At 63.1% G+C, this 14,917-nt stretch carries 14 protein-coding genes; 3 read left to right on the plus strand and 11 right to left on the minus strand.

Annotated elements, in window-relative coordinates:
- Positions 1-309: 309 nt before the first annotated feature.
- The gene (locus VNC39_RS05590; protein ID WP_325397020.1) at positions 310-1,368 is read right to left on the minus strand and encodes a HoxN/HupN/NixA family nickel/cobalt transporter; all 1,059 of its coding nucleotides are present in this window, start codon (positions 1,366-1,368) and stop codon (positions 310-312) included.
- Between the two features lie 114 nt (positions 1,369-1,482).
- Here VNC39_RS05590 and nikR point away from each other — a divergent pair, with 114 nt between their 5' ends.
- On the plus strand, positions 1,483-1,935 hold the full coding sequence (nikR, locus tag VNC39_RS05595; protein ID WP_325397022.1) for a nickel-responsive transcriptional regulator NikR: 453 nt from the start codon (positions 1,483-1,485) through the stop codon (positions 1,933-1,935).
- Positions 1,936-2,124: 189 nt separating this feature from the next.
- Complete coding sequence (locus tag VNC39_RS05600; protein ID WP_325397024.1) at positions 2,125-4,425, plus strand: acetamidase/formamidase family protein; 2,301 nt, start codon at positions 2,125-2,127, stop codon at positions 4,423-4,425.
- An 89-nt stretch (positions 4,426-4,514) separates the two neighbouring features.
- On the opposite strand, the gene VNC39_RS05605 is transcribed toward VNC39_RS05600, so the two are convergent.
- The 6 genes from VNC39_RS05605 to VNC39_RS05630 are packed head-to-tail and all read right to left on the minus strand — an operon-like array spanning position 4,515 to position 10,908.
- Complete coding sequence (locus VNC39_RS05605; RefSeq protein WP_325397026.1) at positions 4,515-5,462, minus strand: acetamidase/formamidase family protein; 948 nt, start codon at positions 5,460-5,462, stop codon at positions 4,515-4,517.
- An 18-nt stretch (positions 5,463-5,480) separates the two neighbouring features.
- On the minus strand, positions 5,481-6,173 hold the full coding sequence (gene urtE, locus VNC39_RS05610) for an urea ABC transporter ATP-binding subunit UrtE (protein ID WP_325397028.1): 693 nt from the start codon (positions 6,171-6,173) through the stop codon (positions 5,481-5,483).
- A gap of 2 nt (positions 6,174-6,175) precedes the next feature.
- The gene (urtD, locus tag VNC39_RS05615; protein ID WP_325397030.1) at positions 6,176-6,931 is read right to left on the minus strand and encodes an urea ABC transporter ATP-binding protein UrtD; all 756 of its coding nucleotides are present in this window, start codon (positions 6,929-6,931) and stop codon (positions 6,176-6,178) included.
- A complete protein-coding gene (gene urtC / locus VNC39_RS05620) occupies positions 6,928-8,052 on the minus strand; it encodes an urea ABC transporter permease subunit UrtC (RefSeq protein ID WP_325397032.1) in 1,125 nt (374 codons plus the stop codon). The genes urtD and urtC overlap by 4 nt, the downstream gene beginning before the upstream one ends.
- Positions 8,049-9,662: an urea ABC transporter permease subunit UrtB gene (urtB, locus tag VNC39_RS05625; protein ID WP_325397034.1), complete on the minus strand. Its 1,614-nt coding sequence runs from the start codon at positions 9,660-9,662 to the stop codon at positions 8,049-8,051. The genes urtC and urtB overlap by 4 nt, the downstream gene beginning before the upstream one ends.
- Before the next feature lie 16 nt (positions 9,663-9,678).
- Complete coding sequence (locus tag VNC39_RS05630) at positions 9,679-10,908, minus strand: transporter substrate-binding protein (protein ID WP_325397036.1); 1,230 nt, start codon at positions 10,906-10,908, stop codon at positions 9,679-9,681.
- Between the two features lie 351 nt (positions 10,909-11,259).
- Between VNC39_RS05630 and VNC39_RS05635 the strand changes: the two genes are divergently transcribed.
- Positions 11,260-12,090 carry an ABC transporter substrate-binding protein gene (locus tag VNC39_RS05635; RefSeq protein WP_325397038.1) on the plus strand — a complete coding sequence of 277 codons (831 nt, stop codon included), beginning with the start codon at positions 11,260-11,262 and terminating at the stop codon, positions 12,088-12,090.
- 95 nt (positions 12,091-12,185) lie between these two features.
- On the opposite strand, the gene VNC39_RS05640 is transcribed toward VNC39_RS05635, so the two are convergent.
- From VNC39_RS05640 to VNC39_RS05655, 4 genes are all read right to left on the minus strand, one after another.
- Complete coding sequence (locus tag VNC39_RS05640) at positions 12,186-12,953, minus strand: amino acid ABC transporter ATP-binding protein (protein ID WP_325397040.1); 768 nt, start codon at positions 12,951-12,953, stop codon at positions 12,186-12,188.
- The gene (locus VNC39_RS05645; RefSeq protein ID WP_325397042.1) at positions 12,950-13,696 is read right to left on the minus strand and encodes an amino acid ABC transporter permease; all 747 of its coding nucleotides are present in this window, start codon (positions 13,694-13,696) and stop codon (positions 12,950-12,952) included. Before VNC39_RS05645 ends, VNC39_RS05640 begins: the two co-directional genes overlap by 4 nt.
- A 336-nt stretch (positions 13,697-14,032) precedes the next feature.
- The gene (locus VNC39_RS05650) at positions 14,033-14,482 is read right to left on the minus strand and encodes a DUF427 domain-containing protein (RefSeq protein ID WP_325397044.1); all 450 of its coding nucleotides are present in this window, start codon (positions 14,480-14,482) and stop codon (positions 14,033-14,035) included.
- 270 nt (positions 14,483-14,752) lie between these two features.
- Positions 14,753-14,917 (minus strand): helix-turn-helix domain-containing protein (locus VNC39_RS05655; RefSeq protein ID WP_325397048.1); only part of this gene is annotated, 165 nt, incomplete at its 5' end.

The following is a 14,917-nucleotide window of genomic DNA, read 5'->3' on the forward strand; positions in this document are numbered from 1 at the left end:
CGCGAGCTTCAGGAAGCGGCCCATCGCCATCGGCGCGCCGAGCCAGCGGTCGAGCGGCTCGCCGCTTTGATCCTCGAACAGGAGCGCGGTCCGGCCGCGGTCCTGGCGAAGTTCGGCACGACGATGAGTTCACCCGAGCCCAAGCGGCGATCGGGGCATACTTCGCTTCGGAGCGGAGTCATTTTCACCAATCGTGCGATCAACTGATGGTGAGGATATGCCGGGCTTTGAACGGCGCGACAGCGCCGTTGCCCTTCCCGGCGGCGTACAAATACGTGCGGAATGGCGCGCCTGTTTCGAGACATCGCCTCACTCTGCCTGAACGACTTCGATCTCGTCGTAACGATTGAATTTGTAGACAAAGACAGAGACGAACCAGGCCAGGATGAAAATGCCGATGATCGCGTATCCCAAAATGCCAAAGGCGGCGTCACTGTTAAGGGTCGCGATCGGGTCCCAGAACCAGCCGGAAAGATTATATTCACCCTGGATCAGGCCCAGCGTTTCCAGCGCCCCGACAACCACCGCCACCAGCACGGAGACCAAGGTGATGGTGATGTTATAGAACAGCTTGCGCATCGGCTTCATGAAGGCCCAGCCATAGGCGCCGAGCATCAGGATGGAATCAGTGGTGTCGATGAGCGCCATGCCGGCCATGAACAAAGCGGGGAACAGCATGATCGACCAGATCGGCAAACCTTTCGAGGCCGCGGCGGCGGATATGCCAAGCAGCCCGACCTCCGTTGCGGTATCGAAGCCCAGACCGAACAAGAACCCGACAAAATACATCTGCCAGCTATGGTCGACAAGTTTGAACAGGCCGCGAAAAATACGTCCAAAGAAGCCGCGCTTGGCGAGCAGAATGTTCAAGTCCTCATCGCAATATGGCCCACCCGCCTTCACGCGCCGGAAGGTGGCGATGATGGAGGCGAGAATGAGCAGGTTCATCACCGCGATTGCCAACAGAAAAGAGGCGGAAACGAGCGTGCCGACAATGCTACCCCAGCTTTGCAGCGCGTCGAACTTTCCCTTGACGGCGATTTCGGCGATCGCCACGGCGGCTGAAAGAGCGAAGACGATGGTCGAATGGCCCAGCGAGAAAAAGAAGCCGACCGTGACCGGCCGCTGTCCCTGCTGCATCAGCTTGCGGGTGACATTATCGATGGCCGCGATATGGTCCGCATCCACGGCATGGCGCAGGCCGAAACCGTAAGCGAGCAGCGATGTGCCCAACAACAGGGGATGAGTGCGGAACATCGCCACGGCCGCCACCCAAAGCAGGATATTGGCAAGCCCTAAAAACACGTAAAGTCCCGCAACTCGGCGCCCGATTTCGCCGGCCCAGCTTTGTCGTAACGCCAACAGCATACGAACTCTCCCGCTCGCTGCCTATATTGTTGCACATATCAACCGGAATGTATGATGTAAATACGCTTTCATCATACTCTTGCGATGGGCAGGAATCCGCCGCAGTGTCGGCCTATGGAACGCATCACCATTACCATCGACGACGATCTTCTGGCGGAGGTTGACGCCCTGGTGGCGGCGCGCGGTTATGCCAGCCGTTCCGAGGCGATCCGCGACATGCTGCGCGAAACGGCCAAGCATGAACATCTATCCCACGGCGCGGCCCCTTGCGTGGCGACGCTCGCTTACGTCTATAACCATGGACTCCGCGACCTGCCGCAACGGCTGGTGGACACCCAGCATGAGCATCATGAACTCAACGTCGCCACCACACATGTCCATTTCGGCCAGGATGACTGCCTGGAAGTCGCCATTCTGCGAGGATCGGTGGAAGCCGTGCGGCGCCATGCCGACCAACTCACCGCGCAACGCGGTGTTAGACACGCACATCTGCACCTCATTCCGGCGCCGGGAGAAGAGCAGAAGCATGGCCATCACGAACACACGCACCGCCGTGGCGGTGCATGATGTCATCAAGCCGCCGACGATCTCGCGCATTGCCGGGCAGACGCGCGCGGAGCGCCATTCCGCATAAAAACGCGCCACGCATCCGCCCCCGGCTGGCGCAATGACCCTTGGGGATCTAAAGATATTCGGATTATGTCGGTTTCCGACATCCCATGATATCGCCGAAGGGCTTGAGGAGGCGGTGCGGCCTTGGATCTGAACCGCTTCGACACGGAAGCCTATCCGCTGGAACAGCGCAACACCGCCTGGCGTGAGGAATTGCGCCGCTGCGGCATCATCTCCTCGGGGTCTAGCGCTGCGTCGCGTGGCGACTTTTTGGCGCTCACGAGCCGCCAGGGCGGCCGCTTCCTGCAGATCAATGCCGATCCGCAAAGCCTGAGCTGGGAAGCCGCGAGCCGCGGGGTGTGGCTGAGTTTTCTCCTTGAAGGCGCGGGAGAGTCGCCGGACGGCACCATGATGCGGGCACGGGATCTGTGCCTCGGCACCATGGCAAGGCCCGGCACCGTCACCCTGACCGAACCGTTCCGCCTGCTGCTGATCTTCCTCCCCGCCGAACGGCTGGACGACCGGCTGCGGCGCATGGAATTCGACGGCGGCCGCATCACCGCGACGCATGGGATGGGTCAGGTGCTGACCGGGTTTCTGCAAACCATCGGCGAGACGATCGGCGCGCTCGACCCGACGCGGTTGCATCCGCTGGAGCTGTCATTGTCGGAACTGCTGATCGCGGCGTTCACCGGCACCGAGGCACCGCCGCTCTCCGGCGGCATCGACCGCCGCAAATCGGCGCTCCAGCGGTTGATGCAGACCATCGAGGCGCGACTGCCCGACGCCGAATTGACCCTCGCCGGGCTCGCCGAATCCGAAGGCATGTCGGTGCGCGCCGTGCAAAAACTGTTTCAGCGCGAGAATCTCAGCTTCGCCCAATATGTGCGCCGCCGCCGGCTGCAGCGCACCGCGCAGGATCTGCTCGACCCGCAGCAGAGCAAGCTTCTGGTCGCGGATATCGGTTTCCGTTGGGGATTTTCCGACCCGGCGCATTTTTCCCGGGCTTTCCGCGAACAATACGGGATGACGCCCGGCATGTTCCGTGAGCAGAATTCTGCCGCCGCTGAAACTGGGGGCGATGATGTCACGCGTGGACGGCCGAAAATTTCCGCCTCACTGCGCCGCCAGACCGCCACGCCGGCGCCCGGCAGCGACGGGGACGAGGCGCTAGGCGCGCCGAATGCGGATCAGCCCGAAGGCGCCGTTCATCACCACCTCCCTTTGAACGCGCGGACCATGCATTGGGGATATTTCAGCAAATCCCTGCCGCCGATCCTCACGGTGCGCTCGGGCGATATCGTCACCATCGAGACGCTGACCCAGCACGCCACCGACGACTGGGCGCGCATGGTCGCGGGCGATGAAGCGGCGGAACAGGCGATGGCCTGGACCCGGGAGCGCAAAACCATCGACCGCCGTGGCGCCGGGCCGATGGACGCCTCCGTGTATGGGCGCGGGGCCGGGGAAGGTTTTGGCGTGCATATCTGCACCGGGCCGATCGCGGTCGAACATGCTGTCCCCGGCGACGTGCTGGAAATCGAAATTCTCGACATCGTGCCCCGCCCCTCGCAAGCACCGGAATTCGCCGGCCGCAGCTTCGGCAGCAACGGCGCGGTCTGGTGGGGCTATCATTACAAGGACCTGCTCACCGGGCCGCGGCCACGCGAGGTCGTGACCATGTACGAGCTGGTCCGCCATGGCGAGGCCCTATACGCCCAGGCCCTGTATAATTTCCGCTGGACGCCGCAGCGCGACCCGTACGGGGTGATGCATCCGACCATCGATTATCCAGGCGTGCCCGTGGACCATGGGACCATCGAGAAAACCGACGACCCGTTAAATGGATTCCATATCCCGGTACGGCCGCATTTCGGGATCATCACCCTGGCGCCCGATTATAGCGGGCTGCTGGACTCCACACCGCCCTCGGCCTTCGGCGGCAATATCGACAATTGGCGGCTCGGCGCCGGCAGCCGGCTCTATTTGCCGGTCGCGGTGGCGGGAGCGCTCCTCTCGGTCGGCGACCCGCACGCCTCGCAAGGCGACGGCGAAGTTTCCGGCACCGCCATCGAATGCTCGCTCACCGGCACCTTCAAACTGAAACTGCACCGGCGCAGCCAGGCGCGCGGCTTGGTCAAGGACCTCACCTATCCGTTGATCGAAACCGAAGAAGCCTGGATCGTGCAGGGATTCAGCCACCCGAACTACCTGGCGGAGCTGGGCGAAGCCGCGTTGAGCGAGGTGTATAAAAAATCGTCGCTGGATGCCGCGATGCGCGATGCTTTCCGCAAGGCGCGCCGGCTGCTGATGACCGGCTGGGGTTTAAGCGAGGATGCGGCGATCTCGCTGCTTTCGGTCGGGGTCGATTTCGGCATCACCCAGGTGGTGGACGGCAATCTCGGCGTGCATGCCACGATTCCGAAAGCGTTGTTCCGCACTTAACTCTGGGCCCGTGCCGTTTCAGCGCCACAGGCCCAGCGCAAACAAAAGTTTTTTGCGCCGCTTTTTTTTCAAAAAAGCGGCCCCTCACTTCACTTTGCCTTATAAGCCGTCTTCGGCAGCATCATGTGAACGCCTTTGTTAACGTCCACCAGCTGCGTGACCTTGAGGTCACCGGCCAGGCTGCACAGCATATAGGCCTGGTTGCGCGTGAGATCGGTACGGGCACAGAGTTCGCGCACCATCTCGCGCACCGCCTGCTTCGCCGCATCGTCGAGGTCCTCATCGATGCCGATCGAGATCAGGTGTGTCGGGCTCTCCGCGAACGGCCCGGCAAGCTTCAGATCCTTGCGCACGGTCAAGCGGAACGTGCCGGTCAGGCCGGTTTCCAGCGCGGTGATGCAGACTTCGCCGTCACCCTGCACGCCATGGCCGTCGCCGGCCGAAAACAGCGCGCCCTTGTTGAACACCGGCAGATAGAGCGTGGTGCCGGCGACGAGCGCCTTGTTGTCCATGTTGCCGCCGAAGGCGCGCGGTATGATCGAAGTATGCCGCCCCCAGGCAGGCGGCGGTGCCACCGCCAGGATGCCGAAGAACGGCTCCAGCTTCAGGCTGGTGCCCCAGGGCAGATGCGCGACGTTCTGGGCGGTGTCGATGTCGACAATCACCGTCTCGTAATCGGTGAATTCGTCCGGCAAGGTGCCGAGCAGCGGCTGGATGGCGACGAACCCCCAATCCTGGTTCGGCTTGATGTCGAGAATGTCAATCTGCAGCACGTCGCCGGGCTCGGCGCCGTTCACGTAGATCGGGCCATTCACCGGGTGCGGGCCGTTGCCGCGCACGGCTTTGTCGAGCAGCAGGCGGTGGTCCGGGCGGATGCGCGACGCATCGGAAGGCAGCTCCTTCACATCGCCCGCCGGCAAGGCGTCGACGGTGACCGTATCGCCGGACTCGATGGTCAACGCCGGCGCTAATGCGGCGTCGAAAAAGCCCCAGGCGACGGTGTCGACCGTGGTCGGCAGGTAGTGGTGTTTTGGCATAAAAACTTCCCTGTTGTGTCAGATCGAGAGAAAGCGGCTGAGCTCGTTTTTGTCCATGTCCTTGCCCGCTCCGGCGGCGACGACGGACCCACGGTTGAGCACGACGTAGCGGTCCGCCAAGGTCTGCGCGAAATCGAAATATTGCTCGACGAGCAGGATCGAGATGCGGCCTTTCAGCGAAGCGATCACCGCTTCGATGGCTTTCACGATGTTGGGCTGGATGCCTTCGGTCGGCTCGTCGAGCACGAGCAAACGCGGGCGGCCCATCAGCGCGCGGCCGATGGCGAGCTGCTGCTGCTGGCCGCCGGAAAGGTCGCCGCCGCGCCGCCGCCACATCTGGCGCAGCACCGGAAACATTTCGCAGACCTCATCGAGCACGGCGGAGTCCTTGCCGCCATGCGCCTTGTAGCTGATCAGCAGATTCTCGCCGACCGAGAGATCGGAAAAAATCTCGCGCCCCTGCGGCACATAGCCGATGCCGCCGCGGCAGCGCCGGAAGGAGGGCCAGGCCGTGATGTCGGTGCCGTCCAGCGTGATGCGGCCGCCGCTCGGCTTCAGCAGCCCGGTCAGGCAGCGCAGCATCGTGGTTTTGCCGGCGCCGTTGCGGCCGAGCAGCGTGAGGCACTGCCCGTCGCCGATCTCGAAGGAGATGCTGCGCAGGCTCTGGGCGCTGCCGTAGTGATGGTCGAGATTTTCAATGGCAAGCTGCATGTTCAGCGTCCGATATAAACGTCGAGGACGCGCGGATCCGTCCGCGCCGCCTTCATGTCGCCCTCGAACAGCGTGGCGCCCTGGTCCAGCACGGTCACGAGGTCGGCGATCTGCTCGACAAAGTCCATGTCGTGCTCGACAACGATGATGGCGCGTTCCGGGCTGCGCAGGCTGCGCACGAGCTTCGCCGTCTGTTCGGTCTCCTCGTCACTCATGCCCGCCACCGGCTCGTCGAGCAGCACCACTTTCGGCTGGCGCACCAGCACCATGCCGATCTCCAGCCATTGCTTCTGGCCATGGGAGAGAATGCCTGCGCGCGCGTGGCGCTGCGTGCCGAGCCCGATGATCTGCAGAATGCCGTCCACGGCATCGCTGCGGGCGCGATCGCTGCGCGAAAACACCTCGTTCAGCAGTGACCTGTCGGCGCGGCGGAAGGCGAGGTCAAGATTTTCCGCCACCGTCAGCGCCTCGAACACGCTCGGCTTCTGGAATTTGCGGCCGATGCCGGCAAGTGCCAGCTGCACCTCGCTGAGCCGCGTCAGCTCGAGCTTTTCATCCAGCAGCACCGAGCCGGAACGCGCCTTGGAGCGGCCGGTGAAGATATCCAGCAGCGTGGTTTTCCCCGCGCCGTTCGGGCCGATCACCGCATGCACATGGCCGTAGGACGCGGTGAAGGCGAGATTGTTGATGGCGGTGAAATTGCCGAACTGGACAAGCAAATTCTTGACGCTGAGCGCGTTGGCCGGCGCTTGGTTCATGACAGCCTCCGCGCGTTCTTGGCGCCGGGCGCATCGCTTTTGGTCAGGTCCGCCATCCAGGCGCGCGAGCGGTTGGAGAGGTCCATCAACCCATTGGGCAGAACCAGCACCACCAGCAGCACCAGCAGCGCCAGCACGAAGGGCCACACCGTCGGCGCCGCCGCCGACATCCAGAATTTCAGCGTGTTCACCAGCACCGCGCCGATCACCGCGCCGCAGAGCCCGCCACGCCCGCCCACGGCAACCCACACCGCCACCTCGATGGAGAGCGACGGGTCGAGCAAAGTCGGGTTGATGATGCCGACCTGCGGCACATAGAGCGCGCCGGCCACCGCGGCGATGACCGCCGAGAGGCACCAGGCGGCGAGCTTCAGCCACAGCGTATCGTAGCCGAGGAAACGCAGCCGCGCCTCGTCATCGCGGATCGCCGTCAGCATCCGGCCGAAGCGGGTGGCAAGCATCGCCCGCCCGCCGACCAGCACCACCAGCACCGCGGCGGTGGAGAGCATGGTCAGCAGCACCGCGGCCTTGGTCCCGCCAATCGGCAGGCCGGCGATGGTATTGAAGCCGGTCATGCCGTTATTGCCGCCGAACCCCGTCTCGTTGCGGAACATCAGCAGCATCGCCGTGTAGGTCAGCGCCTGGGTGATGATCGAGAAATACACGCCGTTCACCCGCGAGCGGAACGACACATAGCCGAAAACGAATGCCAGAAGGCCGGGCAGCAGAATGATCGCCAGCACCGACAGGCTGGCCGAGCCGAACGGCCACCAGAAGCCGGGGAATGCGCCCTGCCCCATGAACTGCAGAAAATCCGGCAACACATGGGTCTGCGCGTACGCGGTCTTCAGCAGATGCATCGCCGCGAGATAGCCGCCGAACGCGAAGAACAGGCCATGGCCCAGGCTGAGCACGCCGGCGCCGCCCCACATCAGGTCGAGCGCCATCGCCAGCAGCGCGAAGCACATCACCTGGCCGACCAGATTGATGCCGTAGATCGACAGCCCAAGGCCCGGAATAGCGTGCAGACCCAGCACCGGCGCCAGCACCAGAACGAGCAATAGCAGGCCCGTGACCGGCCGCGCCGCCCGATCGCGGCCGGCGTTAAGAAGACCGCTCATCGGCGCCCCTTTATCGCGATAAGACCCTCAGGCCGCCATTGAATGATGGCGATGATCAGCAGCAGCGCGATCACCTTGGCCGCCACCGCGCCGTAGAACGGCTCGATGCCGACATTGACCAGACCGATGCCGAACGCGGCGATCGCCGTGCCGACCAGGCTGCCGACGCCGCCCAGCACCACCACCATGAAACTGTCGATGATGAAGTCCGCGCCCATCGAGGGGTTGACGTTGTAGATCGGCGCCACGGCAAGGCCGGCGAGCCCCGCCAGGCCGGCGCCGAAGCCGAAGGCCAGCATGTCGATCCGCCGCGCCGAGACGCCGATGCACCCCGCCATGTCGCGATTCTGCGTGACGCCGCGAATGAACAGGCCGAGGCTGGTGAGACGCAGCAGCGCCAGCGTGCCCAGGAAGGCCAGCACCGCGAAAATGATCGCCGCCAGATGGTTCCAGGTGACGAAGAAATCGCCCACCACCGACACGCCGCCGGTCAAATAAGACGGGGTGATGAACTCCAGATTCTGCGGGCCGAAGCCGACGCGCACGAGATTGATCAGCAGCAGGCTGATGCCCCAGGTGGCGAGCAGCGTCATCAGCGGACGACGATATAAATGCCGGATCACCGTCGCCTCGATGATGATGCCGATGGCGGCGGTGACGAGAAACACCACGGGAATCGCCAGGATCGGGTAGAGCGAAATGTAAGCGGGGGCGACCGCGCGGACGACCTGCTGCACGCAATAGGCCGTGTAGGCGCCGATCATGATCAGCTCGCCCTGCGCCAGATTGATCACGCCCATCAGGCCGAAAATCACCGCCAGGCCGATCGCCGACATGAACAAAATGCTGCCGGCGCTGAGACCGTTATAGAGCAGCGCCAGGACATTGCCGACATGCACCCATGTCTGCACATGGGCGATGCCTTGATCGAGCGCGGCGGCCACCGCCGGGTCGGCCGCGTAGCCGGGGTCGGTGCGCAGGCTGCGCAGCTGGCCCAGCGCGTCGCTGGTGGTATCGCGGGAGAGATCGTGAATGGCGGCAATGCGCTGCGCCGTGTCCGGCGCGTGCAGCCCCTGCAGCACGCCGAAGCGGCGCAAGGCTTTGGTGACCTGCGCATCGTGCGACCGCGCGATGGCCATGCTCACCAGCGCCGGCGGCACGCTGTCATTATGTTGTTGCAACGTGCCGATGGCTGCGAGCGTGGCGGAAGGCGCTACCGGAGAGACCAGCGCCAGCGCGGCTTCCATACGCTCCAGCACGATGCGCGCGCGCAGGCTGGGGAACGGCGCCGTAGCGTCGGCCGGAAGGGCAACGGGGGCGAGTGTTGCGGCATCAAGGCCGGCGGCGCCGCTGGCCAGATAACCCCGACCGTCACCGCTGCAAAGCAACTGGCGGTGCGCGAAGGCGCCGACCACGCGGTTCGCCCAGGCCAGATCATCCGGCGTAGCGCCGGGCAGACCCGTCAACAACTGGTCAGCGGCCTGCGAGAGGCCCGGCCCGCCTTGGCACAGCCCGTTGACAATAGCGGCGCGGTCCGGCGCCGCCTCGGCGCGCACCGGTCCCAGCACCAGGCAGATCAGCGCCGCCACGAGGGCGGCGCCTGTTTTCAACCCAAAGCGCATTGCGTCAGCCGTACGGGCTGTAAGGCACCGGCGTCGGCGTACCTTTCGACTGCCACAGCACGTCAAAGCCCTGATTGGCGTTGATCGAACCGATGAACACGCCGCGGGATACGTAATTGTTCGCGGCGGTCATTTTCAGCGTGTAGCCGGACGGGTCCGGGAATTGCAGCCCGGCGAAGGCGGCCCGTACTTCCGGCACGTCGAAGCTGCCCGCCTTTTTGGCGGCGTTCGCCCAGATATGCACGCCGTCATAAGTCGAGACCATCGGGTCGATGGCGACGTGCGGGCTGTAGGGGGCGCCGGATTTCTGCACATAAGCCGCCCAGTCGGCGAGGAATTTCTGGTTGCGCGGCCCGGGGGCGTTCTGCAGATAGGCCCAGCAATTCAGATTGCCGACCAGCGACGCGGTGTTGAGGCCTTCCAGGTCAGCTTCCACCATGTCGAGGCCGAGCACCGGCAGGTCGGTGGGCTGGATGCCCTGGTTGCTGTATTCGCGCAGGAAGTCGGCGATCGAGCTGCCGACCACGGTGAGCACGACGATCGGCTGGCCGCCGCCCTGGCTGGCGAAGCTGCGAATCTGGTTGACCATGCTCTGGAAATTGCTGAAGCCGAACGGAACATATTGCTCCTGCCAGGCGCTTTCCGGAATCCCCTTGCTCTTCCAATAGCCTTTGAGAATCTTGTTGATCGTGCGCGGCCACACATAATCCGTGCCGAGCATGAAGAAGCGCTTGGCGCTGACGCCGTCGCCGCTCATCAGATAATCCACGGCGGGCAGCACGGAGCTGGCCGGCGGCGAGTTCAGGTACACGATATTCTTGGAATTCTCATCGCCCTCGAAATGGAGCGGGTAGAACAGCAGGCCGTCATTCTGCTCGACGACCGGCAACACGGATTTACGCGCAACCGAGGTCCAGCAGCCGAACAAAGCCGCCACCTTCTGCTCCTGCAACAGCTGCCGGCCGAGCTGCGCGTAGGTCGGCCAGTCCGAATTCGGGTTGGTGGTCACCACCTCGATCTGCCGGCCGAGCACGCCGCCGCTGGCGTTGATCTCGTCCGCCGCCATCTGCGTAATGTAATTCAGCCGCCCTTCAAGATTGGCCATCGTGCCGGAGGAGGAGAACAGACAGCCGACTTTCACCGTATCGGCCGCCCAGGCCGGACGGACGATGGCCGGGGCCGCGAGCGCCGCGGCCGCACCGGCAAGCAAGGAACGACGTTTGATGAGGGGCATGACCGTATCTCTCTGCTGGTTGCAAGCTTCAAATCCAACCGCAGACTAGGATGCCCATTCGCGCTCCCGGTTGCATGATTGCGCACGTCATCTGGCATATTTTTCTGCGCCACGAATCACATGATTAAAAATTAGACCGGACATGCGCATTGCGTGCCTTAATAACGGGCTTGAATGGCCGCCCTGCTGAAAGACGCGATGAACACAAAGACGCCAGGCCGATCATTTCCGAAACGTACGGGCCAGCCCGGCGGGAGGGCGGCGCCGCCGCCCGCCGCGTTTTGGCCTCACAATTGCTTGGTTCAGCAGATGAGCCGGAGTTTCCCGGTTTGACTTAGCAATGGAATTGTCATGATACGAACGAGACTTCGCGCTGGCCTGCTGACAACCGGCAGCCTCGGCGCGGCGATGTTTTTTGGCCTGGCCGCCGGTGCGGCCGCCGCCACGCCCGCCTTGCCGCCCGCGATGGCCGCCAGCAAGACCATCACCTTTTGCGCCGCCATGACGCTGCCGCCGGTGATTTATATTGACAACGGCTTAAAGCCGGCGGGTGTGGACGTCGATTTCGGCAACATGCTGGCGCAGCATCTCGGCGTGACGGCCAAGTGGGACAATGTGGCGTTCGCGAGCATCATCCCGGATCTCGTCTCCGGACATTGCGATGCCATCGTCTCCGCGCTGTACATCCAGGCCGAGCGCCTCAAGGTGATCAATGAACTGCCCTATATGTATGTCTCGCAGAGCGTGCTGCTGAAAGCCGGCGCGCCCAAGCTCAACAGCCTGACCGAACTCTCCGGCCGGAAAGTGGCCGCGGTGACCGGATCCGCCACCAACATGTTGCTGGACGAAGCCAACCAGGCCCTGAAAAAAGCCGGCAAGCCGCCCATCGATGTGATCGATTTCCCCGACAATTCGGCAGCGCTGCAGCAATTGCAGTTCGGCCAGGTCCAGGCGTTCACCGTGCAATACGAAACCGCCGTGTATTACAGCAACCTGCAGCCCGGTCAGTTCGAGGTCGCCATCGCGCCGTTCTACAAAATCCCCATCGGTGTCGGCCTGCGCAAGAACGACCCCGTATTGCAGGCCGCCATCACGACCGCCCTGGACGGCATGCTGAAGGACGGCAGCATGGCGGGACTCCTGAAAAAATGGAATCTTACCGCCGACACGCTACCGAAATAGCGTTCCTCCTTCCGGTCTGTTTGCTTGCACCCGGCGGTGCAAGCAAACAGATGAAGCGTCATGGCGACGAAGGCAGTCGGGAGGCGATCCTAAACTCAGTGCCGCACGGCGCTGAGCAAAGCGCGGGTCTTGGGATGTTCCGGGGCGGTGAAAACCGTCTCCGGCGCGCCTTCCTCGATGATTTTTCCCTCCGCCATCACCACCACACGGTCGGCGACCTGCCGCGCGAAACCCATCTCGTGGGTGACCACCACCATGGTCATTCCCGATTGCGCCAACTCGCGCATCACGGCCAGCACCTCCCCCACCATTTCCGGGTCCAGCGCCGAGGTCGGTTCGTCGAACAGCAGAACCGCCGGCTGCATGGCCAAGGCCCGCGCGATCGCGACACGCTGCTGCTGCCCGCCGGAAAGCTCGGAGGGCATGGAATCGGCCTTGCCCGGCAATCCCACCCGCGCCAGCAACGCGCGCGCTTGCGCCTCGGCATCGGCTTTCTTGGTGCCGCGCAGAAGCTGCGGCGCCAGGCTGATATTCTGCAGGACATTCATGTTCTGAAACAGGTTGAAGCGCTGGAACACCATGCCGATATCGCGCCGCTGGATGGCGATGTTGCGCTCCGCGTCCGGCACCAGCTTGCCATTGAGCTGCCGGTAGCCGATCAACGCGCCGTTCACGGCGATCCGGCCGTTCTGAATGGTCTCAAGATGGTTAATGCAACGCAACAACGTGGTCTTGCCCGAGCCCGAAGGTCCGATCAGCACGACGACCTCGCCCCGGCGCACGGCGAAATCCACCTGGTCCAGCACCTTGGCCGTGCCGAACCATTTTTCCACGCCTGTCGCTTCGATCAACAAATCACTCATTCGGCCGCCTCCAGGGTCATGCTCATGGCTTTCGCGGCCGGCCGGCCGAGCGCGAAACGCCGCTCCGCCCAGCCCATGAACAGGTTCCAGACACTGGTGAGCAGCAGAAAATAAATGGCCAGCACGGAATAAAGCTCGAACGTGCGGAAAGTTGCCGAGTTGATCGTCTCGGTGACCAGCAGCATCTCGGAGACACCGATCACGCTGACCAACGTCGTATTCTTCAACATGATGTTAAACTGATTGCCGATCGGCAGCAGGATGATGCGGAACGCCTGGGGCAACACGACATGGCGCATCATCATGCCGGGCGGCATGCCCAGCGCCTTCGCCGCCTCGAACTGGCCGCGATCCACGGCGGTAATGCCCGCACGGTAAATCTCCGCCATATACGCGCTCTCGTTCACCGCGAGGGCCAAAATACCGGCCTGCAGATTGCCGGGAATGGTGATGCCGCCGAAGGTAATATCGTGGAAATTGAGAATCCCGGCCGCCGCCAGGCCGCTATAGATGAACACGATCTGCACCAGCAACGGCGTGCCGCGAACGACCCAGATATAAGTGGCGGCGGCGCCGTTGAAAAATTTGTTGGGCGACAGCCGGCCGAAGGCGAGAATCAGCCCGAAGACAAAGCCCAGCATCTGCGCGGTGACACTCATGATCACCGTCAGCGCGAGCCCGTCGAGGAAGGCGCCGCTGGGCGTGATCAGCTGCGCCCAAAAATAAGTCCAGTCAAAATGCATGTCAGTCCCGATCGTTATTTCAGACCATGCCAAGGTCCGAATGCCACTTCCGATAGATTGCGGCATAACCCGGATCGGAGGGAAGGCGGTTCAATTCACTTTTATGCCGGATGAGACTGATTCATTCTAATTTTGTGCAGAGCCGGACTTAAATTCAGGCAAACGATGAAATATCGCCCGACGTCTCGCTTGCGCCCTCGATTTTGGCCAGTGGATGGACGCCAGCCGGCGGCCTTGGAGCCCCCCTGATCGACGATGGCGGTTCGTCGGATGAGGCGCTGGGTAGAGCTTCGCGGCCGCCGCGGCACAGCGGCGGCCGGCGCACCGGGTCCGCCGCTAATGTTTGGACCGGTCTTCGATCGCATCGACGCGATCCGGATAAAAAGCGAGATGACCCCGGATCGCTTCGACGGCGGCGTAGGGTGTCTCATAGGTCCAGACGGCGTTGCTGGCGCGCTCACCGCCGAGCGGGATGCTGAAATAGGCGCAGTCCCCTTTATAGGGGCAATAGGTCGTGTGCTCCGTGCGCGTGAGGAGCGTCATGTCCACGTCCTTTCGGGGAATGTAGCGCACGGGCGGGTACTGTGCCTCCGTGAGGATCAAGGCGTCGTGCGTATCCGCGATGACGCGCCCCGCCACGGAGACAACGACCCGGTTCGAATCGCGCTCGATGGTAATGGGATGGTCGGGGCCCGGTATCTTGACCGGTCTCGGGGATGAGGCGGTTTGTTCCATGTTCGTACCCTTATAGTTTGAACGTTCCAGACAGATATGATCAGGGTTCACCCAGGCAGAGCACGCATCAAGTAAAATTGAACGCCGCCTCTCACCCCGGCTTCGAGAAGGAAGTTTCCGCTTTTTGAAAAAAGCGGCGCAAAAACTTTTATTTATGCTGGGCGGAGGGGCTGAAGGTTCCGGCGGTGCGTAGCACCGTTGGAATAGTCCCGGAGGGCATGGGCGTTGCCGCCGACAAAGCCCCTGGACCAGATTCATAAAGTTTTTTGCTTCTTTTTGTTCACAAAAAGAAGCGCTTTCTTCCCTCCCCTCGCTTCCTGACTATCGATCCTCCAACGCGCGGACCGCCAGCGCCACGGCGGCCGTGCGCCCCTCCACGCCGAGCTTGGGGTAGATCTGCTCCAGATGCTTGTTCACGGTGCGGTGGCTCACCTCGAGGATCTGCCCGATATCGCGGTTGGATTTGCCGCGCGCCAGCCAGAGCAG

Source organism: Acidocella sp., assembly GCF_035535915.1.
GTDB lineage: Bacteria > Pseudomonadota > Alphaproteobacteria > Acetobacterales > Acetobacteraceae > Acidocella.